General features: G+C 55.7%; 18 protein-coding genes, 3 tRNA genes and 1 other RNA gene. 11 read left to right on the top strand and 11 right to left on the bottom strand.

Translation table 11 applies throughout. From position 1 onward, the window contains the following. Nucleotides 1-26: 26 nt before the first annotated feature. Nucleotides 27-668 (bottom strand): riboflavin synthase, encoded by a 642-nt coding sequence (locus NG99_RS16210; protein ID WP_034895184.1) that lies wholly within the window; start codon nt 666-668, stop codon nt 27-29. A 231-nt stretch (nt 669-899) separates the two neighbouring features. Here NG99_RS16210 and NG99_RS16205 point away from each other — a divergent pair, with 231 nt between their 5' ends. From NG99_RS16205 to NG99_RS16180, 6 genes are all read left to right on the top strand, one after another. After that, entirely contained in the window at nt 900-2,273 is a 1,374-nt protein-coding gene (locus NG99_RS16205; RefSeq protein WP_034895182.1) for an MATE family efflux transporter, read from the top strand. Between the two features lie 149 nt (nt 2,274-2,422). Next, nucleotides 2,423-2,499, top strand: a tRNA-Val gene (locus NG99_RS16200). Nucleotides 2,500-2,503: 4 nt separating this feature from the next. Beyond that, a tRNA-Val gene (locus NG99_RS16195) sits at nt 2,504-2,580 on the top strand. Between the two features lie 8 nt (nt 2,581-2,588). Then, nucleotides 2,589-2,665: transfer RNA gene (locus tag NG99_RS16190), tRNA-Val, on the top strand. A 397-nt stretch (nt 2,666-3,062) separates the two neighbouring features. Beyond that, nucleotides 3,063-4,475, top strand: a complete 1,413-nt coding sequence (pykF, locus tag NG99_RS16185; RefSeq protein ID WP_034895180.1) for a pyruvate kinase PykF — start codon at nt 3,063-3,065, stop codon at nt 4,473-4,475. Between the two features lie 305 nt (nt 4,476-4,780). Then, on the top strand, nt 4,781-5,017 hold the full coding sequence (locus NG99_RS16180; protein WP_034895178.1) for a major outer membrane lipoprotein: 237 nt from the start codon (nt 4,781-4,783) through the stop codon (nt 5,015-5,017). 127 nt (nt 5,018-5,144) lie between these two features. Here NG99_RS16180 and NG99_RS16175 read toward each other — a convergent pair whose 3' ends face one another. From NG99_RS16175 to sufA, 7 genes are all read right to left on the bottom strand, one after another. Beyond that, nucleotides 5,145-6,179, bottom strand: coding sequence for a L,D-transpeptidase family protein (locus tag NG99_RS16175; RefSeq protein ID WP_034895176.1), 1,035 nt, complete (start codon nt 6,177-6,179; stop codon nt 5,145-5,147). A gap of 70 nt (nt 6,180-6,249) precedes the next feature. After that, nucleotides 6,250-6,672, bottom strand: coding sequence for a cysteine desulfuration protein SufE (gene sufE / locus NG99_RS16170; protein WP_034895174.1), 423 nt, complete (start codon nt 6,670-6,672; stop codon nt 6,250-6,252). Nucleotides 6,673-6,699: 27 nt separating this feature from the next. Next, nucleotides 6,700-7,920 carry a cysteine desulfurase SufS gene (gene sufS, locus NG99_RS16165; RefSeq protein WP_034895173.1) on the bottom strand — a complete coding sequence of 407 codons (1,221 nt, stop codon included), beginning with the start codon at nt 7,918-7,920 and terminating at the stop codon, nt 6,700-6,702. Next, nucleotides 7,917-9,197, bottom strand: a complete 1,281-nt coding sequence (gene sufD, locus NG99_RS16160) for a Fe-S cluster assembly protein SufD (RefSeq protein WP_034895170.1) — start codon at nt 9,195-9,197, stop codon at nt 7,917-7,919. Before sufD ends, sufS begins: the two co-directional genes overlap by 4 nt. Continuing rightward, nucleotides 9,172-9,918: a Fe-S cluster assembly ATPase SufC gene (gene sufC, locus NG99_RS16155; protein WP_034895167.1), complete on the bottom strand. Its 747-nt coding sequence runs from the start codon at nt 9,916-9,918 to the stop codon at nt 9,172-9,174. The genes sufD and sufC overlap by 26 nt, the downstream gene beginning before the upstream one ends. A gap of 56 nt (nt 9,919-9,974) precedes the next feature. Continuing rightward, on the bottom strand, nt 9,975-11,468 hold the full coding sequence (gene sufB, locus NG99_RS16150; protein WP_034895164.1) for a Fe-S cluster assembly protein SufB: 1,494 nt from the start codon (nt 11,466-11,468) through the stop codon (nt 9,975-9,977). 5 nt (nt 11,469-11,473) lie between these two features. Next, nucleotides 11,474-11,848 carry a Fe-S cluster assembly scaffold SufA gene (gene sufA / locus NG99_RS16145; protein WP_034895162.1) on the bottom strand — a complete coding sequence of 125 codons (375 nt, stop codon included), beginning with the start codon at nt 11,846-11,848 and terminating at the stop codon, nt 11,474-11,476. 390 nt (nt 11,849-12,238) lie between these two features. Here sufA and NG99_RS16140 point away from each other — a divergent pair, with 390 nt between their 5' ends. Next, nucleotides 12,239-12,643: a hypothetical protein gene (locus NG99_RS16140; protein WP_034895160.1), complete on the top strand. Its 405-nt coding sequence runs from the start codon at nt 12,239-12,241 to the stop codon at nt 12,641-12,643. Nucleotides 12,644-12,682: 39 nt separating this feature from the next. On the opposite strand, the gene NG99_RS16135 is transcribed toward NG99_RS16140, so the two are convergent. Continuing rightward, on the bottom strand, nt 12,683-13,111 hold the full coding sequence (locus NG99_RS16135) for a hotdog fold thioesterase (protein WP_034895158.1): 429 nt from the start codon (nt 13,109-13,111) through the stop codon (nt 12,683-12,685). Continuing rightward, the gene (gene ydiJ / locus NG99_RS16130; RefSeq protein ID WP_034895156.1) at nt 13,111-16,164 is read right to left on the bottom strand and encodes a D-2-hydroxyglutarate dehydrogenase YdiJ; all 3,054 of its coding nucleotides are present in this window, start codon (nt 16,162-16,164) and stop codon (nt 13,111-13,113) included. Before ydiJ ends, NG99_RS16135 begins: the two co-directional genes overlap by 1 nt. A gap of 212 nt (nt 16,165-16,376) precedes the next feature. Between ydiJ and ydiK the strand changes: the two genes are divergently transcribed. Both ydiK and rprA read left to right on the top strand, forming a co-directional pair. Continuing rightward, nucleotides 16,377-17,504 carry an AI-2E family transporter YdiK gene (ydiK, locus tag NG99_RS16125; RefSeq protein ID WP_408606412.1) on the top strand — a complete coding sequence of 376 codons (1,128 nt, stop codon included), beginning with the start codon at nt 16,377-16,379 and terminating at the stop codon, nt 17,502-17,504. Between the two features lie 257 nt (nt 17,505-17,761). Next, an RNA gene (rprA, locus tag NG99_RS28325) (antisense sRNA RprA) lies at nt 17,762-17,868 on the top strand. Nucleotides 17,869-17,929: 61 nt separating this feature from the next. Here rprA and ppsA read toward each other — a convergent pair. Continuing rightward, nucleotides 17,930-20,311, bottom strand: a complete 2,382-nt coding sequence (gene ppsA / locus NG99_RS16120; RefSeq protein WP_034895155.1) for a phosphoenolpyruvate synthase — start codon at nt 20,309-20,311, stop codon at nt 17,930-17,932. 474 nt (nt 20,312-20,785) lie between these two features. On the opposite strand from ppsA, the gene ppsR reads away from it, so the two are divergent. After that, complete coding sequence (ppsR, locus tag NG99_RS16115; protein WP_034895153.1) at nt 20,786-21,619, top strand: posphoenolpyruvate synthetase regulatory kinase/phosphorylase PpsR; 834 nt, start codon at nt 20,786-20,788, stop codon at nt 21,617-21,619. Nucleotides 21,620-21,752: 133 nt separating this feature from the next. Further along, on the top strand, nt 21,753-22,799 hold the full coding sequence (locus tag NG99_RS16110) for a 3-deoxy-7-phosphoheptulonate synthase (protein WP_034895415.1): 1,047 nt from the start codon (nt 21,753-21,755) through the stop codon (nt 22,797-22,799). The last annotated feature ends 47 nt before the right edge of the window (nt 22,800-22,846 follow it).

The following is a 22,846-nucleotide window of genomic DNA, read 5'->3' as shown; positions in this document are numbered from 1 at the left end:
ATGCTGTTGGCCCTTTTTTTTGGGGGTTACTGAGCGTTGGCAGCAGCCAGCAGCGCGGCTTCACGCTGAGCCAGAACCCGCTCCACGGTGTCCACAATCGCCTGCGTATGGGGGTCGATCTCAATATTCACCCTGTCGCCAATGCGCTTCGTGCCCAGCGTGGTGCGCGCCAGCGTCTCTGGAATAAGATGCACGCAGAATTTGGTTTTCGTCACTTCGCCCACGGTCAGGCTAATGCCGTCAATGCCAATAAACCCTTTATGCAGAATATAGTTCATCTGTAGCGCATCCTGCGGCCTGAACCAAATTTCGCGGTTATTCTCTGAGGTCACTATTTTGCTGATTTCCGCAGTGGTCATAATGTGACCGGACATTAAATGGCCGCCGATTTCATCACTGAATTTCGCCGCACGCTCAACGTTAATAATATCGCCTACGTTAAGATCGCCAAGATTAGTAATTCGCAGCGTCTCTTTCACCAGGTCGAAACTCACCCGGTCGCCCTGCACTTCCGTTACCGTCAGGCAGCAGCCGTTGTGGGAAACTGACGCGCCTAACGCCAGACCAGGCAGCATCTCAGCGGGTAATCTGACGACATGCGTGCGAAAATTTGGTTTCTCCTCAATGGCCAACACCTCAGCGGTGCCCTGCACAATACCGGTAAACATAGCTATAGCCTCAATAAGTAAATTCTCCTGCTAGTTTGCCCTGGCGCAAAGAGAAAACCAAATATCCGCTCTCAGATTCAGGTGACGCCGGGTGCTATTCTTGATAGCCAGTGATTGGCTATTTACTCTGCGAACATTACACTGTGCGGCCTGCCCTGCTGATTGTTGGCCAAAAACCGCGTTTTTTGCCTTCGCAGTGCCTCCCCTACAGATAAAATAATAGGTGTACGTGTGCAGAAGTACCTGACAGAAGCGCGTCAATTATTAGCGCTGGCAATCCCGGTGATCCTTGCGCAGGTTGCGCAAACCGCTATGGGTTTTGTTGATACCATTATGGCCGGCGCCGTCAGCGCCACGGATATGGCTGCCGTGGCGGTGGGCACCTCGATCTGGCTGCCTACGATCCTCTTCGGACATGGCCTGTTGCTGTCACTGACGCCGGTTGTTGCGCAACTTAACGGCTCAGGCCGACGCGAACGCGTGGCCTGGCAAGTCCGCCAGGCTTACTGGCTGGCGGCTACGGTGTCCGTGGCGATCATGATCGTGCTGTATAACGCCGGATTCCTGATCCACTCAATGAAAAACATTGATCCCCGGATGGCTGACATCGCCGTCGGCTACCTTCATGCGCTGCTGTGGGGCGCACCGGGCTATCTGTTCTTCCAGGTTGCGCGTAACCAGTGCGAAGGGTTGTCAAAAACCAAACCGGGTATGGTGATGGGATTTATCGGCCTGCTGGTCAACATCCCGGTTAACTATGTCTTTATTTATGGGCATTTCGGCATGCCTGCGCTGGGCGGCGTGGGCTGCGGCGTGGCCACCGCTTCGGTCTATTGGGTGATGTTTATCGCCATGAAATACTGGGTTGGCCGCGCCGGCTCAATGCGCGACATTCGCCTGACCGAACGCTTCAGCCGCCCTGATACCGCCGTGCTCTGGCGTCTGTTTAAGCTCGGCCTGCCGGTCGCGCTGGCGCTGTTTTTTGAGGTGACGCTGTTTGCCGTGGTTGCCCTGCTGGTGTCGCCGATGGGCATCGTCAAGGTCGCTGGTCATCAGATAGCGCTGAACTTCAGCTCACTGATGTTCGTTTTGCCGCTGTCGCTGGGCGTGGCCACGACCATCCGCGTCGGCTTCCGCCTCGGTCAGGGTTCAACGGAGGCCGCCAGGGTTTCCGCCTGGACGGCTCAGGCGGTTGGCGTCTCGCTGGCGCTAATCACCGCGCTCTTCACGGTCACCTTCCGCGAGCATATCGCGCATCTCTACACCGATAACCCGGAAGTGATCGCCCTCGCCGCGCAGCTGATGCTGCTGGCCGCCATTTACCAGTTTTCTGACTCGGTGCAGGTCATCGGCAGCGGCATTCTCCGCGGCTATAAAGATACCCGCTCGATCTTCTTTATTACCTTTGTCGCCTACTGGCTGCTGGGCCTGCCCAGCGGCTACATCCTGGCGTTAACCGACTGGGTAGTGCCGCATATGGGGCCTGCGGGCTTCTGGACCGGGTTTATTATCGGCCTGACCTCGGCGGCGGTGATGATGGTCTGGCGGATGCGACGGCTACAGCAGCAGCCCTCAGCGGTGATTCTGGCGCGCGCAGCACATTAATTTTTCGGCGATTTTCGCGCTTCGATGTTCAAAATTGCTGCGCTTCGCACAGTTGCGCAGCAGTCACAAAGAAAAAAGCGGATTTCCGCTTGCCAGGCGTTGAGGCTGTCGTTAATATTCGTCCCCGCTGTTACCAAGACAGCGTCAGTGCGTTCTTAGCTCAGTTGGTTAGAGCACCACCTTGACATGGTGGGGGTCGGAGGTTCGAGTCCTCTAGAACGCACCACAGTGCGTCCGTAGCTCAGTTGGTTAGAGCACCACCTTGACATGGTGGGGGTCGGTGGTTCGAGTCCACTCGGACGCACCAAAGCTAAAGCGTTCTTAGCTCAGTTGGTTAGAGCACCACCTTGACATGGTGGGGGTCGGAGGTTCGAGTCCTCTAGAACGCACCATCCTGCCCTTCCTGCGGATTCATCCTGCGTTAAATCCTAAAAGTGACTCGCGTCTCCTATTGCGCAACAAGCTGATCTAACGCAAGCTTTGCCCCCGGCCCTCAAGCTTTTTAATTGGTTTTCCTCTGCTTAACGACTATAATACGGAACGTTGTTTCACTTGAATGGTTTCAGCGTATGGTTGACCCTTTAGCAAAAACGATAGCCTGTTGCGCATCGCCTTCTTGTGCGCGCGCTGAAACCGCGTCTCAACTTCCTCTGCACGCTTTAGCACTGTCACCTATTCTTAAATCTGTATCGCAGTTCGCCTGTCAGGCACGAATTCTTATCCGGCGCTGTTCACTCGTTACCGGGATCTCGCTTTTCTCATCCATCACAACTTAATAGATAACTCGTCATGAAAAAGACCAAGATTGTTTGTACTATCGGTCCAAAAACCGAATCCGAAGAAATGTTGACCAACCTGCTCGATGCAGGCATGAACGTAATGCGCCTTAACTTCTCCCACGGCGACTACGAAGAGCACGGTAAACGTATCTCGAATCTGCGTGCCGTGATGAGTAAAAGCGGACATCAGGCGGCTATCCTGCTGGATACCAAAGGCCCTGAAATCCGTACCATGAAGCTGGAAGGCGGCAGCGACGCGTCGCTGAAAGCCGGTCAGACCTTTACCTTCACCACCGATCAGTCGGTAATTGGTAATACCGAGCGCGTCGCCGTGACCTATGCTGGCTTCACCGCTGACCTGAAAATCGGCAATACCGTACTGGTTGATGATGGCCTGATCGGTATGGAAGTGACCGAAGTCACCGAAAATACCGTGGTCTGCAAAGTCCTCAACAACGGCGACCTGGGCGAAAACAAAGGCGTTAACCTGCCTGGCGTTTCCATCCAGCTGCCCGCTCTGGCAGAGAAAGACAAACGCGATCTGATTTTCGGCTGCGAACAAGGGGTCGACTTTGTGGCGGCCTCGTTTATCCGCAAGCGCTCAGACGTGCTGGAAATTCGTGAGCACCTCAAGCAGCACGGCGGCGAACATATCCAGATCATCTCCAAAATTGAAAACCAGGAAGGCCTGAACAACTTCGACGAAATCCTTGATGCTTCAGACGGCATCATGGTCGCTCGCGGCGACCTCGGCGTTGAGATCCCGGTTGAAGAAGTGATCTTCGCGCAGAAGATGATGATTAAGAAGTGCAACCGCGCGCGCAAAGTGGTGATCACCGCCACCCAGATGCTGGACTCGATGATCAAGAACCCGCGCCCTACCCGTGCGGAAGCTGGCGACGTCGCCAACGCCATTCTGGACGGCACTGACGCCGTGATGCTCTCTGGCGAAAGCGCCAAGGGGAAATACCCGCTGGAGTCGGTGACCATTATGGCCACCATCTGCGAGCGTACCGATCGGGTGATGAAAAGCCGCATCGACTCTCAGCACGACAACCGCAAAATGCGCATTACCGAAGCGGTATGCCGTGGCGCCGTTGAAACCGCAGAGAACCTGGAAGCGCCGCTGATCGTGGTCGCAACCGAAGGCGGTAAATCAGCCAAGTCCGTGCGTAAATACTTCCCTCACGCCACCATCCTTGCGCTGACCACTAACGAGCAGACCGCACGTCAGCTGCTGCTGAGCAAAGGCATCATCACGTCGGTGGTGAAAGAGATCGCTTCTACCGATGATTTCTACCGCCTGGGCAAAGAAGCCGCCCTCACCAGCGGATATGGTCAAAAAGGTGACGTAGTTGTTATGGTTTCTGGTGCATTAGTGCCAAGCGGAACCACAAATACCGCCTCAGTGCACGTACTGTAATAAAAGATTACGGCTTGAAGATAAAAAGCGTCCTGAGTGGCGCTTTTTTTACAACTTGTTTAATGGCTTTTCATAAAATTTCCAATCGAAATTAACTATTCAATTTCCGAATAACTGATGATTAGTCCGATTAAACGGGCCTGTTTTCGCTAATTTTTTTGCACCAAACTGGAAAGACGGTGCATCTTTGAGCGAACGATCAAATTTAAGCGTGTTCTTATTAAAAATTTATTCTCATTAGAAAAAACTTTGTGTAATACTTGTAACGCTACATGGAGATTAACTCAATCTAGAGGGTATTAATAATGAATCGTACTAAACTGGTACTGGGCGCGGTAATCCTGGCTTCAACTATGCTGGCTGGTTGCTCAAGCAACGCTAAAATCGATCAGCTGTCTACCGACGTTCAGACTCTGAACGCTAAAGTTGACCAGCTGAGCAACGACGTGAACGCAATCCGTTCTGACGTTCAGGCTGCTAAAGATGACGCAGCTCGCGCTAACCAGCGTCTGGACAACCAGGCTCACTCTTACCGTAAGTAAGAGTTCTGGTTTGAAAATGGCGCACACTGTGCGCCATTTTTTTTGTGCTGATTTCCTCGCTCCCGCCGTATCTTACTTCTTCCCTCTTCACCCCTGCTTTCTCAGAACTCAGCAAAACGCGTCAGGCTCAATTCTGCGGGCTTTCTCCCTTTGCCTGGTCCACGGTTGCCTGCGGCGCGCTAAGGCTGTCAGCATCGCTCTGCTGGACGATAGCAGGCATCGGCGTGGCGTCGGTCACCGCCTCACCCTGGTTTACCAGCACCGGCATGCCGGAACGCCGCGTCATCGCCTCTTTAATCATCTCAGCGTCGCTGTGCTCGCTTTTAACGAACTTTTTGCCGCTGGCGGTGAGCGCAACAGGCATGGTCTGCGGATCGTCCTTATCGCTGTGTGAAAGCGGCTGGTGAACCTCAAGATAGCGTTTGCCGTCCGGCTCTACCGCATACTTGACCGGCTGGTTGACGATCTGCACCCGGGTTCCCACCGGCACGCTGCTAAACAGCGCCTCAATATCATCGGGACGCAGGCGGATACAGCCGGAGCTGACGCGCATACCAATGCCGAAATCGGCGTTAGTCCCATGGATCAAATAGTGGCCTTTGCCCCAGGCCAGCCGCATGGCGTACAGCCCCATCGGGTTATCTGGCCCGGCGGGCACCGTGCCCGGCAGCGTTTTGCCCTCCGCCGCGTAGCGCTTGCGGATATTCGGGGTGGGAGTCCAGGTAGGATTGGGGATTTTCTGACTGATGCTGGTGACCATCGGCGGCGTATTAGCGCCCAGCTGGCCGATGCCGATCGGGTACACTACCACCTTGTTCTCGCCCCTGGGGTAGTAATAGAGGCGAAGCTCAGCAAGGTTAACCACGATGCCTTCCCTTTTGGTATCCGGCAGCAGCATCTGGCCTGGAATAGTCAGTTGGGTATTGGCCTTCGGCAGCCAGGGATCGGTGCCTGGGTTGGCTTCCAGCATCCCCAGCAGCCCAATTTTATACTTCGCCGCGATAGCTTCCAGAGGACGGCCATCGTTCGGCACCACATAGGTCGTGTTCTCGCCAATCAGGCGGCTGTTGTCAGCAGGCAGCGGGTACTCAGTAGCGCTGGCGTGCTGCGTGATGGCGATGAGCGCAAGGAACAGAGCGCCTGGTGGAAACAAAGATTTCATGCGGAATTCCCGGTTAGGATAAAGAAACTTCCCGCAGCGAAGCGGGAAGCCTTCCGGGAAGTGTAGCAACTCAGGCCGGGGAAATGGCCTGAGCTTTGTGACGGATAGCACGGATCATCGCTTCCAGCCCCTGAGAACGGGAAGGCGTCAGGTGCTGGGTCAGGGCAAGCTGTCCGAACCAGGGACGGACGTCAAACGCCAGAATTTCGCCGGGCGTCATCCGCTGATAGAGAATAAATACGATGGCAATCAGCCCCTTAACGATAGCGGCATCGCTATCCCCACGCAGCACCACGCGACCGCTCTCATCCGTCTCCATCAGTATCCATACCTGGCTCTGGCAGCCGGAAATAGTGTTTTCCGGCTGGTGCAGGGATTCAGACAATTCTGGCAGCATCGCGCCTAATTCAATCACGTACAGGTACTTCTCTTCCCAGTTCGCACAACGACTAAAGTTGCGAACCAGCTTTTCTTTCTCTGGCAAGGTTGCCATTCGTTCCTCCGTTATCGCCGGGCTAAATCAGCCCAGCAGGCGGTGTATACGGGTCAGACCGGCCGCAAGGCGGTCGGCCTCTTCTTCGCTATTATACAGAACGAAAGAGGCGCGGCACATCGCCGGCACGCCGTAATGATGCATTAACGGCATAGCGCAGTGGTGGCCGGTGCGAATGGCAATCCCATACTGATCGAGGAAGCTGCCCACATCGTAGGCGTGATGCTGCCCAAGATTGAAGGCGATAACGCCCGCGCGCGCTTGCGGGCCATAGATGGTTAAGTCCGGCACCGAGGCCAGCTTGTCGAGGGCATAACGCATCAGCGTCTGTTCACGCTGATGAATAACGTCCAGCCCCTGCTCTGTCACCCACGCAAGCGCGGCGCCCAGCCCCATAATGCCGCCGGTGTTCGGCGAACCCGCCTCAAAGCGCCACGGCGCGGCCGCGTAAGTCGTGCCTTCCGTCAGGCTGACGGTGGCGATCATTGAGCCGCCCCCTTCCCACGGCGGCATCTTATCCAACATGGCTTTACGCCCGTACAGAATACCGATGCCCGAAGGACCGTAAATTTTATGCCCGGAGAAGGCGTAGAAATCACAGCCCAGATCCTGCACGTCAACCTGCTGGTGCATTACCGCCTGCGCGCCGTCAACCAGCGTCGCCACGCCAGCCGCTTTGGCCTGCGCGACGATCTCTTTCACCGGGTTAACCGTACCCAACACGTTGGAGACCTGAGTGACCGCCAGCATACGGGTACGGCTGTCGATCAGGCCAGGCAGCGCCGACAGGTCCAGCTCGCCGGTTTCGGTCAGCGGGATAAAACGCACTTCCGCCCCGACGCGTTCAGCCACCATTTGCCACGGAACAATATTGGCATGGTGCTCCATCTCGGTGATGATGATGTTATCACCGGCCTGAAGCTGGCTTCCGCCCCAGCTGCTGGCAACCAGGTTGATCGCCTCAGTGGTGCCTTTAACGAAAACAATTTCTTCCGGCGAGGCGGCGTTAAGGAAAGCGGCCGCCTGAGTGCGGACGTTTTCCATTTCGGTGGTCGCTTCGGCACTCAGGGTATGAATACCCCGGTGTACGGCAGCATAACCGTGCTGATAAAAATGGCTTTCCGCGTCGATCACGCCCTGCGGTTTCTGGGCACTGGCCGCGCTGTCAAGATAGGCCAGCGGCTGGCCGTTTACTTCTCGCGCCAGAACGGGGAATTCAGCCCTTACGCGTGCCAGGTCAAAACTCATTTAATGCCTCCGGGGAAACGCTGAGCGATTCGCTGCATCACAGCTTCCTTCAGCACTTCATCCGTGATCGCTTCAGTCAGTTCAGCAGCAAAGGCGTAGATAATCATCCTCTGGGCCGATTCTTCGCTGATGCCGCGGGCGCGAAGGTAGAACATCTGCTCGTCGTCAATGCGGCCAATGGTCGCGCCGTGGCTGCACTTCACGTCATCCGCATAGATTTCCAGCTGAGGCTTGGTATCCACCTCGGCCAGTCGGCCCAGCAACAGGTTGTTGTTGGTCATCTGTCCGTCGGTTTTCAGCGCGTGCTTAGCCACTTTGATCATGCCGTTAAACACCGCGCGGGCTTTATCACGCACGATGGTTTTATGCAGCTGGCGGCTCTGGCAGTAACCTTTGTTATGCTCAAGGTAGGTGCGGCTGTCGCAGACTTCTTTCTCAACCGGCAGCATCAGGCTATTAATGCCCAGATCGGTGCCTTCACCGTTAAGCTGCACGCTGGTGTTGTGACGGGTCAGTCCGGCACCGAGCAGGAAGCTGTGGCTTTTAACGTTGGCATCGCGCTCAATCACCAGATCGTTGTGCGAGAAGTGATAGCTGCTTTGGTGCTCAAACGCCAGCTTGTAGTGCTTCAGCTGCGCGTTGCTGGCGACATTTGCCGTGAAGCGGGCGCCGGTAAAGTGGCTGCCTTCATTCAGGCTGACGTAGTGCTCGATCACCGTCGCTTCTGCGCCTTCGTCCAGCTGCAAATGATGACGGTAATGCGAAGTATTCATCTCTGCCTGCGCGCTGCTGCTGATGTGCAGCATATAAAGGGCGCGGGCGGCCGATTTTCCCCTGGCCAGGTGGATGCTGACCGCCTCGTCCGCGAGGCTTTCGGTCAGATGCAGAAAGACTTCCGGCTGAACCGGCGCGCTGGTTTCGCGACGCTGCGAAGCAGAAGTGATCTGAATAGCAAAAAGATCGAACGAGCTGTCGCTCAGCTCAGCGTTGAAGTGTCCGTCAACGAAAACCAGTTTGACCGCGTCAATATCCAGCGCCAGCGCCTTAACCTGTTCAGCGCTCAGAACCGGCGCCTGCGGCGCGGCGAACTGCTGTCCAAACAGCCCTTCCAGCGGCGTATATTTCCAGTTTTCCTGCTTACGAGTCGGCAGCCCTAAGCGCAGCACCTGCTGCCAGTGCTGCTGTGCCTGGAGGGAACGGTTTTCGCCCTGGGTTTCAAACATGTGATGCCACTGCTGCAGGGCATTGTCACTATTCCTGGTCGGTAAGCCAGCCATAGCCTTGCTCCTCCAACTGTTTAACCAGTGAGAAGTCACCGGATTTCACAATTTTGCCCTGATACAGTACGTGAACGAAGTCCGGCTTGATGTAGTCCAGAATGCGCTGATAGTGGGTCACAATAATGAAGGCGCGTTTGCCGTCACGCAGCGTGTTCACGCCGTGGGCAACGGTTTTCAGGGCATCGATATCCAGACCGGAGTCGGTCTCATCCAGAATGCACAGCTCAGGCTCAAGCGCCGCCATCTGTAGAATGTCGTTACGCTTTTTCTCACCGCCGGAGAAGCCGACGTTGACCGAGCGGGTCAGCAGATCTTCAGGCATTTTCAGCAGCTGAATTTTGTCTTCGATAAAGTCCTGAAAATCAAAACGATCTAACGCGTCCTGCTCGCGGTATTTACGGACCGAGTTAACGGCCGTTTGCAGGAAGAACTGGTTGCTGACGCCAGGAATTTCAACCGGATACTGAAATGCCATGAAGATACCTTCACCGGCGCGATCTTCGGGAGAAAGCTCCAGAAGGTCTTTGCCCTTAAAGCTGACCGACCCACCCGTGACTTCATACTCTTCGCGGCCCGCCAGCGTGGCTGACAGCGTACTTTTCCCCGATCCGTTCGGCCCCATGATGGCGTGAACTTCGCCCGCTTTTACCTCGAGGTCCAGCCCGCGCAGGATCTCTTTATCTTCAATGCTAACCTGTAAATCTTTGATACTTAACATAGTGTTTTCCTGGCAGTACGCTCCGGCACTGCGCTAAATGACCGTTAGCGCGGAGATTAGCCCACGCTGTGTTCAAGGCTGATCGCCAGCAGTTTTTGCGCTTCCACCGCGAACTCCAGCGGCAGTTCGGAGAAGACGTCCTTACAAAAGCCGTTCACAATCATTGAGATCGCGTCGTCTTCGCTGATCCCACGCTGCAGGCAGTAGAACATCTGGTCTTCCCCTATGCGTGAGGTTGTCGCTTCGTGTTCCAGCTGAGCGGTATTGTTGCGCGCTTCCACATAAGGGAAAGTGTGCGCACCACAGTCGGCACCAATCAGCATCGAGTCGCACTGGGTGAAGTTACGGGCATTGGTCGCGGTCGGCATGATTTTCACCAGCCCACGATAGGTGTTCTGACTCTTGCCTGCTGAGATCCCCTTCGAGATGATTGTCGACTTGGTGTTTTTGCCGATGTGGATCATCTTGGTGCCGGTATCGGCCTGCTGATGACCGCTGGTCAGCGCTACCGAGAAAAATTCACCGACCGAGTTGTCGCCGCGCAGGATCACGCTGGGGTATTTCCAGGTAATCGCCGAGCCGGTTTCTGACTGGGTCCAGGACATCTTGCTGTTTTCGCCTTCGCACAGCGCGCGCTTGGTGACGAAGTTAAGAATGCCGCCTTCGGATTCGCCGCCGGAGAACCAGTTCTGCACGGTGGAATACTTCACTTCAGCATCTTTATGAATGATCACTTCCACCACCGCGGCGTGCAGCTGATAGCTGTCGCGTACCGGGGCGGAACAGCCCTCAATGTAGCTGACATAGCTGCCTTCATCGGCAATCAGGATCGTGCGTTCAAACTGACCGGTTTTCGCCGCGTTGATGCGGAAATAGGTCGACAGCTCCATCGGGCAACGCACGCCTTTCGGGATGTAGACAAAAGTCCCGTCGGAAGCTACCGCAGAGTTGAGCGCGGCAAAAAAGTTATCGTTAGCTGGCACCACGGTGCCCAGATACTGTTTTACCAGCTCTGGATGATCGTGGATGGCTTCGCCGAAGGAACAGAAGATGATCCCCTGCTCTGCCAGCTTGCCGCGGTAGGTGGTGGAAACCGATACCGAGTCAAAAATAGCGTCAACCGCGACTTCCTGACCTTCACGAACCGGCACGCCCAGCTGCTTGAAGGCATTTTCCACTTCTTCGGTCAGGTAGTTGGCCGGCGCCGCGCCAGAGCCCTGCTGAGCGCCAGGCTCAGAGGCGCAGCTGTCATCGCAATTGCCGCAGGAAGGCGCTGAATAGTAACTGTAATCCTGATAATCAAGCGATTTGTAGTTCGCCTTCAGCCAGTGCGGCTCTTCCATCTCCAGCCAGGCCGCATACGCCTTCAGGCGGAATTCAAGCATCCACTCTGGCTCGTTGCGCTTGGCCGAGATAGCACGCACCACCTCTTCGCTGATGCCGTGTTCAAACTCTTCGGTTTGCAGTTGGGTAAAGAAACCTTCTTTGTACTTCAGATGGTTCCCTTCCCAGACCTGCACATCATCCGATGTATCAGTGTTTCGGGACATAAGTTTTACTCAACGCCAAAGCTCTCACCACAGCCACAGGCGTGTTGAGCTTTAGGATTATTAAATTTGAAAATCTGGTTCAGGCCTTCACGAACGTAATCCACTTGCGTACCGTCGATAAAGGGCATCGCCTGCAGGGGCACATAGAGATGCGCGCCCTGATGGGTAAAGACCAAATCGTCGTCGGCTGGCTCTTTCACCATGTCCATGGTGTAGCCAAAACCGGCGCAGCCGGAGGTCTTCACGCCCAGCTTCAGCCCCTTAACCTGAGGGTCATTAGCGGCCAGCGCAGTAATTTGTTTTGCGGCGCTGTCAGTGAGCGTCAGCCCTTTCCAGACAAAGTCGTCGGGAGAAAAAGAAGCCGTAGTTGCTGATGGCATAACATTACCTCGTGAGTCGATAGCCCTGTGGGCTAATACCTCTATGTTAGTGATAATGAATATCGCTTCAACCTCTTGTTTTGCAGGGTTTATAGCCAAACGGGGTTTTTTAGCCCTCTTTATTCAGTTTAGTCCCTGCGGGGAGGATTGCGATCTGCGTCACGCCTCGATTTAACGAAATGGTAACACCTTGAAAACAGGCCAGTAAATCCAGACGCGAAAAAGCTAAACAGGAATAATACTCATTTTAACTCTTTCGGCGTCACCACTTATCGTTATTACCAATTTGTCTGAGAGGCAGCATTTATGGATAAAAATTTTTTACGGCAGCATTGAATAATATGCCAGTTCCTCTATGATAATGATTATCATTAGCGAGTGAGTCATAAAATGAATCTGTCGATAAGTGCCTGGCTGCAACACAAGATTGACGAATACAAATTTTCAGTCCGTGATATCACCGTCGATTACTACATGGCACAGGCCAAAATTAACCGACCGGAATGCTCCCTCGACCAACTGCGCAAATTTAATGATACCTGCCTTGATATGGCCGAGCTGTGCCAGCTTAACGGTGACGACCATAGCTACCTTCACGCCCTCGGCAAACTGCACCACCGCCTGGTTCAGGAGCTGGCGAATACCGAGCGCGACAGGCTGTTTCGTATGCAAGCCTGGCAGCTGGCTCGCCACTCGCTTACCCGCCTGTGCCATCAGTTGGCGATGAACGGTGAGTGGGACAAAGCCACCAGGCTACAGAGCGAATTCGTTAAGCACGCCTCCTGGATAATGTGAGTCGTCCACGGGCGATTTTAAAGGCCGCAAAGTATATCACTATTTTGTCTGGGCTGACATCACCGCCGTGGTCAGCCTGGAGGTGCAGCACAGACGCTGCTGCGGGTCATAAAGATCAATCTGCCAGACCTGATGACGCCGTCCCAGATGCAGCGCGCGACAAACTCCCCTGACCTCGCCTTCCCGCACCGCGCGCAGGTGATTGGCATTGATTTCCACCCCCACAATAGCGTCCTCGCCCTCGGTGCAGAGATAGCCGGCCATTGAGCCAAGCGTTTCAGCCAGTACGGCAGAGGCGCCGCCGTGCAGCAGGCCAAACGGCTGACGGGTACGCTGATCAACCGGCAGCGTAGCGGTCAACGTCTGGTCATCCATCGCGGTAAAAACAATGCCCAGGTGCGCCACCAGCGTTCCCTGGCTGCGCTGATTGAGCTGTTGCAGTGTCACTTCACGTTTCCAGATTGCCATCAGAGTATCTCCAACAGGGCCTGTAGAGGATGGCGCAGGCCGTTCCCCTCGACGCGTTTCACCTGGCTCCGGCAGGAGTAGCCGGTTGCAAGGCAGCGCTGGCGCGGCAGCTTTTGCAGCGCCTGGTGCCAGGACAGCTGATAAATGCCCAGCGAATTCTCAAGATTTTTGCTTTCGTGGCCGTAGGTGCCGGCCATGCCGCAGCAGCCCACGCTGACGTTTTCCAGCTTCGCGCCGAAGCGGGCAAATATGCCTTCCCACTGTCTGGTGGAAGCCGGCAGCGCCGTCACCTCCGTACAGTGGCCAAACAGATACCACGCATCCCCCTGCTCGGGGCGCGCTTCACGACGGTCTGTCGCCTGCTGGAGCCACTCATGCACCAGCTGAACGTGGAACTTCCCGCGTTTTTCCGCCAGAACCTCTTTGTACTCATCCCGGTAGCAGAGCACCAGCGCCGGATCGACGCCGACCAGCGGCAGTTCAAGCTGCGCAACCCGGTTGAGGAAGTCGGCGGTTTTCTGCGCCGTCCGCGCAAAGCTTTGCAGGAAACCTTTAATGTGCTGCGCTTTACCATTCGGCGAGAACGGCAGCACCACCGGCTGATAGCCCAGTTTTTCCACCAGCGTGACAAAATCAGCCACCAGCTGCGCTTCGTAATAGCTGGTAAACGGGTCCTGCACCACCAGCACATAGCGTTCGCGCTGGGTCGGACTCATCGCCTCCAGCTGCTCCAGCGTGGTGCCGGTAACCGGCTTGCCCGCCAGCTGCTTTTTCAGGGTCGGCGAGGAGAGTAAAGGCAGATCGACCATGCCGATGTGCCGTCGGCTCATTTCCCGCACCAGCGGCTGGCGCAGGAAGAAGTTGAAAAATTTCGGCGCCTTCGCCATCAGCGGCGCATAGCTCTCCACGCTGCCCACCAGATAGTCACTGGCCGGGCGCAGATAGCGGGTGTGATATAGCTGCAGGAAGCGCGAGCGGAAGCCCGGCACGTCAATTTTGATCGGGCACTGGGTTGAGCAGGCTTTGCAGGCCAGGCAGCCTGACATCGCCTCTTTCACTTCGTGCGAGAAGTCATACTCGCCGCGTCGCGCGTACCAGCTGTTGCGGGTACGTTCGATCAGCCCGCGCAGCGACACTTTGGCATCCGGCAGCTTTTTCTCCAGCTCAAGCGGATCGACTCCCTGCTCGGCCAGCAGCCGCAGCCATTCACGGGTCAGCGTGGCGCGGCCTTTTGGCGAATGAATGCGGTTGCCGGTAATCTTCATCGAAGGACACATCGGGCTGCGCACGTCAAAGTTGAAGCAAAGACCGTTGCCGTTGCACTCCATCGCGCCGCGCCAGTCGGTACGCACGCTGATGGGGATCTGACGATCCCAGCTACCGCGCTTCACCGCATCAACCTTCATCATCGGCTCGTCAACGCCAAACGGTGCGCAGATTTTGCCGGGGTTAAGCCGGTTAGCCGGATCGAAAGCCGCCTTGATATGGCGCAAATCGTTAAACAACTCCTCGCCAAAAAACGCCGGGCTGTATTCAGCGCGGAAACCTTTCCCGTGCTCCCCCCACAGCAGACCGCCATAGCGAGCCGTCAGCGTGACCACTTCGTCGGAGATTTGCTTCATCAGCATCTCCTGATGCGGGTCGCACATATCCAGCGCAGGCCGTACATGCAGCACGCCCGCGTCAACGTGACCGAACATGCCGTAGCTCAGGTTGTGCGCATCCAGCAGCGCGCGGAACTCCACGATATAATCCGCCAGATGCTGCGGCGGCACGCAGGTATCCTCGACGAAAGGGATCGGCTTGGCACGCCCTTTGGCGTTGCCCAGCAGGCCAACGGCCTTCTTGCGCATGGCGTAGATGCGCTCAATGCCGGAGAGGTCGTCGCACAGCTGATAGCCAATCACCCCTGCGTCTCTGGCGGCCATCAGCTGGTCCAGCCGCTGGCAAAGCGAACGCATTTGCTGGTCAATCAGCGCTTTGTCATCCCCGGCAAACTCGACGATGTTCAGCCCCAGCATTTCCCGATCGGGCACGTCGGTAATCAGCTCGCTGACCGAGTGCCAGACAATGTCCTCACGGGCAAGGTTCAGCACCTTTGAGTCGACGGTTTCCACCGACAGCGCTTTTGCTTCGACCATAAAGGGCGCGCTGCGCAGCGCAGAATCAAACGAGTCGTACTTGATGTTGACCAGCCGTCGGACCTTAGGAAGCGGAGTGATATCCAGACGCGCTTCGGTAATAAACGCCAGCGTTCCCTCCGCGCCGCACAGAATGCGCGTCAGGTCGATCTGCTGAAGGTCGTCGCTGACCACATGGCGCAGATCGTAACCGGTCAGAAAACGGTTCAGCTTCGGAAATTTATCGATAATCACCTGGCGGCGGTCGCGGCAGCGCTCAAGCACGGTGCGATAGATCCGCCCTTCCGGGTTCTGCTCCTGCGCCAGCTCTTCGGCCAGCCCCACGGGAATCGCACGCGTATCAAGAATATCGCCGCCCAGCAGCACCGCCCGAAGCCCGAGCACATGATCGGAGGTTTTACCGTACACCAGCGATCCCTGGCCGGACGCATCGGTATTGATCATCCCGCCCAGCGTGGCGCGGTTGCTGGTGGAGAGCTCCGGCGAGAAGAAATAGCCGAAGGGCTTCAGGTAAGCGTTAAGCTGGTCTTTAATCACCCCGGCTTCCACCTTCACCCAGCCCTGTTCAACATTAATCTCCATCACGCGGTTCATATAGCGCGACATATCCACCACGATCCCCTGATTCAGCGACTGGCCGTTAGTCCCGGTGCCGCCGCCTCTGGGGGTGAAGACCAGGCTGCGAAAGCGCTCTTCTCCCGCCAGGCGGGCAATCAGGGTCACGTCGGCCGTGGAACGGGGAAACAGAACGGCGTCGGGAAGGAGCTGATAAATACTGTTGTCGGTAGACATGGTAAGACGATCGGCATAGCTGGTGGCGGTATCGCCGGTAAAACCCTGCTGTTCAAGCGCCTGCAAAAAATTCAGCACCAGTTGTACAAGGCCCGGCGCCTGGGAAATCTGTGGGATCATTATCGGGTGACCAGAATGTTGGATAAACGTAAGTCCTGCTTACTCCGTTTTTATCATATTTTTTTATAACCTGTCGCGATTTCAAAATGCGAGGGAAAAGAATAACGTGCCGTTTCTGTCGAAAATGCGTTTAATGCATCATGCTAAGGATGTTAGCCGGAGAGGCAGGGGTCTTTCCGGCACCGCCGCATTGGATTTTTACTGAGGTTACCGTGCCAACCATAAAGACTGAGCCCAAAATCTGGGATATGCCGCAAATCGTCTTCTCCCTGCTGTTTATTATTTTACTGATCGTGGCCTGTTTCTGGGTAGTGCAGCCGTTTGTGCTGGGCTTCGCCTGGGCCAGCATGGTAGTGATTGCCACCTGGCCTTTGATGATCAAATTGCAGAGCCTGCTGTGGGGGCGGCGCTCGCTGGCGGTGATCGCCATGACATTGCTGCTGATCCTGCTCTTTATTCTCCCCGTGGCGCTGCTGGTCAGCAGCCTGATTGAGAACAGCGGGCCGGTGATTGCCTGGGCCTCGTCCGGCCATATCAAGCTGCCGGAGATGGAGTGGCTGAACAGCCTTCCTGTTGTCGGGAAAAAGCTTAACTCAGCGTATCATACGCTGGTGCAGGGCGGCGGCAGCGCGATGATGGCGAAAGTGCAGCCTTATATCGGTCGCACCAGCGTGTTCCTGTTCGCGCAGGTGGGCCATTTTGGCCGCTTTATGCTGCATCTTGGGCTGATGCTGCTGTTCAGCGTGCTGCTTTACTGGCGCGGTGAGCAGGTTGGTCACGGCATTCGCCACTTTGCTTTCCGCCTCGCTTCCCGCCGTGGCGATGCAGCCGTGCTGCTGGCCAGCCAGGCGATCCGCGCCGTAGCGCTCGGCGTGGTGGTTACCGCGCTGGTGCAGGGGGTGCTGGGCGGCATCGGACTGGCTATCTCCGGTATTCCTTATGCTACCGTGCTGACCGTGCTGATGATCCTCTCCTGCCTGGTGCAATTGGGGCCGCTGGTGGTGCTGGTCCCGGCCATTATCTGGCTGTACTGGAGCGGCGATACCACCTGGGGCACCGTGCTGCTGGTCTGGAGCTGCGTGGTCGGTACGCTGGATAACGTGCTGCGCCCGATGCTTATTCGTATGGGCGCGGATCTGCCGATGATCCTGATCCTTTCCGGCGTAATTGGCGGACTGGTGGCCTTTGGCATGATTGGTCTGTTTATCGGCCCGGTGGTGCTGGCCGTCTCTTACCGCCTGGTGTCGGTCTGGGTCCATGAAGCTCCCGCGCCTGAAGAGTCACCGGAAGAGGTGGTGGAAGAGCTGGCAGAGAGAGAACAGGAACAGGCAACAAAATAACCTCCCTCCCCTGCGGCCAGCCGGTCTGGCCGCCTGAACGAAAAAATCTTCGTCACGTCTTCATTCACTTTGATTAGCTATCTTAACCATAAAAAGGTCTTTTTCGCCCATGCCGGAAGTAACAGCGTGGAATTGATTACGTTACATACAGTTTAAAAGCCGTTGTGACCCGCAATCTGTCACAAAAGGTTATGGGTTTTAAACTAATAAGAGGATTCTTAATGACTCGCCAGGCCCGGCTGAATAGTATGAATGCCATGTTTATGATCAAACCGCTGATTTCTAAACAACCTTTTTCCCCTGAGTGACTAAAGAATTGCTGTGTGTAGTCTTTGCCCATCCCATGTGATGGGCTTTTTTTTGCCTGCAAAAAAGCAATAAGGCCAGATAAACTGGCCTTATTGTCGTTATGACAGCGAACTCTGCTATTTTGCCGGGATTTCTGCCAGGCTCAGCCAGGTCTGAACCACCGTATCCGGGTTAAGAGACAAACTGTCGATTCCCTCATCCATCAGCCAGGCGGCGAAGTCTTCATGGTCGGAAGGGCCCTGTCCGCAGATACCGACGTATTTTCCTTCTTTTTTCGCCGCACGAATCGCCATTGAAAGCAGAGCTTTCACCGCGTCATTCCGCTCGTCGAACAGTTCGGAAACCACGCCGGAATCCCTGTCCAGCCCCAGCGCGAGCTGAGTCATATCGTTCGAGCCGATCGAGAAACCGTCAAAGTATTGCAGGAACTGCCCGGCCAGCAGCGCGTTGGAAGGAATTTCGCACATCATAATCAGCTTCAGCCCGTTTTCACCGCGCTTCAGCCCCTGACGCTCCAGCTCCTCAACCACCGCTTTCGCCTGCGCAACCGTACGGACGAACGGCACCATGATCTCCACGTTGGTCAGGCCCATCTCGTTACGCACGCGCTTAACGGCCGCACACTCCAGAGCAAAGCAGTCGCGGAAGCTGTCCGCCACATAGCGGCCCGCGCCACGGAAGCCCAGCATCGGGTTCTCTTCTTCCGGTTCGTAGCGTTCACCGCCCACCAGGTTGGCGTATTCGTTAGTTTTAAAGTCTGACAAACGGACGATAACCCGTTTCGGTGCAAACGCCGCGCCCAGCGTCGCAATCCCTTCGGTCAGGCGGGCAATGTAGAACTCAACCGGATCGTCAAAACCTTTCATCAGGCTACGGATTTGCTGTTGCAGCTCCGGCGTCTGTTGGTCAAACTCAAGAAGCGCCTTAGGATGCACGCCGATCATGCGGTTGATGATAAATTCCAGCCGCGCCAGGCCAACGCCTTCGTTCGGCAGGCAGGCAAAATCGAACGCGCGATCCGGGTTGCCGACGTTCATCATGATTTTCAGCGGCAGCGAAGGCAGCTCATCCACCTGCGAGCTTTTAATTTCAAAATCAAGCAGGTCGTTATAGACGTAGCCGGTATCCCCTTCGGCACAGGAGACGGTCACCTTGTGCCCATCCTTGAGAAGATCGGTCGCGTTACCGCAGCCGACCACCGCAGGAATGCCCAGCTCGCGCGCAATGATCGCCGCATGACAGGTACGCCCGCCACGGTTAGTCACAATGGCCGAAGCCTTTTTCATGATCGGTTCCCAATCCGGGTCGGTCATGTCGGTGACCAGCACGTCGCCCTTCTGGATACGGTTCATTTCGCTGATGTCGTGAATCACTTTGACTTCGCCAGCGCCGATACGGTGGCCGATGGCGCGTCCTTCCACTACAACCTTTCCTTTGCCCTGGAGCGTATAGCGCTCCATCACCTGGCCGTTGGAGCGGACGGTTTCCGGACGGGCCTGCACGATAAACAGCTTGCCGGTGTGCCCATCTTTCGCCCACTCAATGTCCATCGGACGCTGGTAGTGTTTTTCAATCTGTACAGCCTGGGCAGCGAGCGCTTCCACTTCTTCGCTACTCAGGCAGAAACGATCGCGCTCTTCTTCCGGGACGTCTTCAATGCGCACCTGCTCGCCGTGCTCCTGGGAGTCGGCGTAGACCATGCGAATTTTTTTCGATCCCAGATTCCGCCGCACAATGGCAGGACGCCCGGCGGCAAGCGTGGGCTTATGAACATAAAATTCATCCGGGTTAACCGCGCCCTGCACCACCATTTCACCCAGTCCCAGCGCTGCGGTGATAAATACCACCTGGTCAAAACCGGACTCGGTATCAATGGTAAACATCACCCCTGCCGATCCCAGATCGGAGCGTACCATGCGCTGAACGCCGGCAGACAGCGCCACGCCGCGATGGTCGTAGCCCTGATGCACACGATAGGAGATAGCACGATCGTTAAACAACGAGGCATAAACATGCTTGACCGCGATCAGCACCGCCTCAAAACCCTGCACGTTCAGGAAGGTTTCCTGTTGACCGGCAAAGGAGGCATCCGGCATGTCTTCCGCCGTGGCCGAGGAGCGCACGGCAAACGAAGCTTCCTTGTCGTCAGCGGAGAGCTGCTCATAAGCCTGACGAATGGCCTGTTCCAGCTCAGGCTGGAAAGGCGTCTCAACAATCCACTGGCGGATTTGCTTGCCCGCCTTCGCCAGCTCATCAACATCATCAATATCGGTCTTGTCCAGCAGATCGTAGATACGCTGATTGACGCCGCTTTGATCGAGGAACTGATTGAATGCATCTGAGGTCGTCGCAAAACCGTTAGGAACGGAAACGCCCAGCGAGGACAAATTAGTAATCATTTCACCCAGAGAGGCGTTTTTGCCTCCCACCCGATCAACATCGTTCATGCCAAGCTGGTTATACCAGAGCACAAGCGGCCGTTCGCCTTTATTGGACATTGAAACAATCCTTTTGAGATTTAATGATGAATAGGTAAACAGAATAGTGCTTTTTGAGCCTGGCACATTCCGGTACTGGAAAGAAACTGTTGAATCGATCAAGCGGATTAAAAATGCGATTTTAAGAAAACTCCGCCCGAATTCGGCGGGTTGCGCAACGGGATAAATAAGATAATTCCCTGTTTTTCAGCAGCCTGCTCACTCTTCAGCCGTTATTGAAGCAAAGGGTTTGCGCAACAGTTCTTGATGAATAATTAGAATGTTTTTTTAACTAAGGGCTATTTTTACGCATAATAAAAAGAAACGTCATTTCATAAATGTCGGTTTTATTTCGTAGCCGCACGCTTTTACGAAAATAAAAAATTCATATAATTAACTTATGGAGCATCTGTTTTGTTTTGCAGCAAGCATCACTATTTGCTTTCCGCCAGTAGATTAATTTAGTCTGCAAGGATGCACAGTGTTGGAGAGAAAATGGACGTGAACAGCGAACGAAGTGTTTTTTATATCTCAGACGGCACGGCAATCACCGCAGAAGTGTTGGGGCACGCGGTGCTGTCCCAGTTTCCCGTTGGCATAACCAGCGTGACGCTGCCGTTTGTTGAAAACGTGCAGCGGGCGCAGGCCGTCAAGGCTCAGATTAACGCGTTATACCTCAAGAGCGGGGTTCGTCCGCTGGTGTTTATTTCGATTGTTACCCCGGAAGTCCGCGAAATCATTCTGCAAAGCGACGGGTTCTGTCAGGATATCGTACAGTCGCTGGTGGCCCCGCTACAGCAGGAGTTGGGCATCCCTCCGGCGCCGGTGGCTAATCGTACTCACGGGCTGACGGCAAACAATCTCGGCAAGTACGATGCCCGCATCGCCGCCATCGACTATACGCTGGCGCACGATGACGGGATTTCTCTGCGCGGGCTGGAAGAGGCGCAGGTTATTTTGCTTGGGGTGTCGCGCTGCGGCAAAACGCCCACCAGCCTCTATCTGGCTATGCAGTTCGGCGTGCGCGCCGCTAACTATCCGTTTATCGCCGACGATATGGACAATCTGAAACTTCCTCCGGCGCTGAAGCCCTTCCAGAACAAGCTGTTTGGCCTGACTATCGATCCTGAGCGGCTGGCGGCCATTCGTCAGGAGCGGGCGGAAAATACCCGCTATGCCTCGATGCGGCAGTGCCGGCTTGAGGTTGGCGAAGTGGAGGCCCTGTTCCGCACCAACCAAATTCGCTACCTCAACAGCACCAACTATTCCGTGGAAGAGATAGCCACCAAGATCCTCGATATCATGGGGCTGACCCGCCGTATGTATTAAAAAGTGATATTTATCGCGTTACGCCCGATTAGCGGGCGTTTTACGGTTGAAATCAGCGCTGGTTGGTTTATTGTGATCGCCATCACTTCCCGGTACTTCTGCCGCTGCGAAGAAAAAAAATTTAGAGATGGTTATGAACAAAACAGATGAACTGCGGACCGCGCGCATCGATAGCCTGATTACGCCTGATGAACTGGCAAAAAGGTATCCGATCACCCCGGCCATCGCAGCCAACGTCACCGACTCCCGCAGGCGCATCGCCCGTATTCTTTCTGGTGAAGATCCCCGCCTGCTGGTGGTTATCGGCCCTTGCTCGCTCCACGATCCGCTGGCCGCGGTGGAATATGCTGGCCGCCTGAACGCCCTGCGCGAGAAGTATCAGTCGCGCTTTGAAATCGTCATGCGCACCTATTTTGAAAAGCCGCGTACCGTGGTTGGCTGGAAGGGGTTGATTTCCGACCCGGATCTCGACGGTAGCTTCAGGGTTAATCACGGTTTAGCCGTTGCCCGCAAGGTGTTGTTGGATATCAACGCGTTAGGTATGCCTACCGCTACCGAGTTTCTCGATATGGTGATCGGGCAGTTTATTTCTGATCTGATTAGCTGGGGTGCGATTGGCGCACGCACCACGGAAAGCCAGATCCACCGCGAGATGGCATCGGCCCTCTCCTGCCCGGTAGGCTTCAAGAATGGGACGGATGGCAACATTCAGATTGCCGTCGACGCCATTCGCGCCGCCAGAGCCAGCCATATGTTCCTGTCGCCGGACAAGCTGGGCCAGATGACTATTTATCAGACCAGCGGCAATCCGTCAGGGCATGTCATTATGCGCGGCGGCAAGCAGCCTAACTATCATCCGCAGGATATCGCCGCGGCGGCAGCCAGCCTGCGCGAGTTTAAGCTGCCGGAGCAGTTAGTGATCGACTTCAGCCACGGCAACTGCCTGAAGCAGCACCGTCGACAAAAAGACGTAGCCAGCTCGGTTGCCCAGCAGATCCGCGATGGCTCAGCGTGCATTGCCGGAGTGATGATTGAGAGCTTCCTGCAGGAAGGCACGCAGAAGGTGGAGCCCGGCAGGCCGTTGGTTTACGGTCAGTCCATTACCGATCCGTGCCTCGGCTGGGAAGACAGCGAAGAGGTGCTGGCGCAGCTGGCTGCGGCGGTTGATGCGCGGTTCTGAGCAACAATAGCGCGGTGGTGAACCGCGCCCTGAGCCTGGTCTGGGAC

The organism is Erwinia typographi (assembly GCF_000773975.1).
In the GTDB taxonomy this organism is placed as follows: domain Bacteria; phylum Pseudomonadota; class Gammaproteobacteria; order Enterobacterales; family Enterobacteriaceae; genus Erwinia; species Erwinia typographi.
The sequence above is the reverse complement of the archived record's forward strand: the minus strand, read 5'-3'. Positions and strand labels throughout refer to the sequence as shown.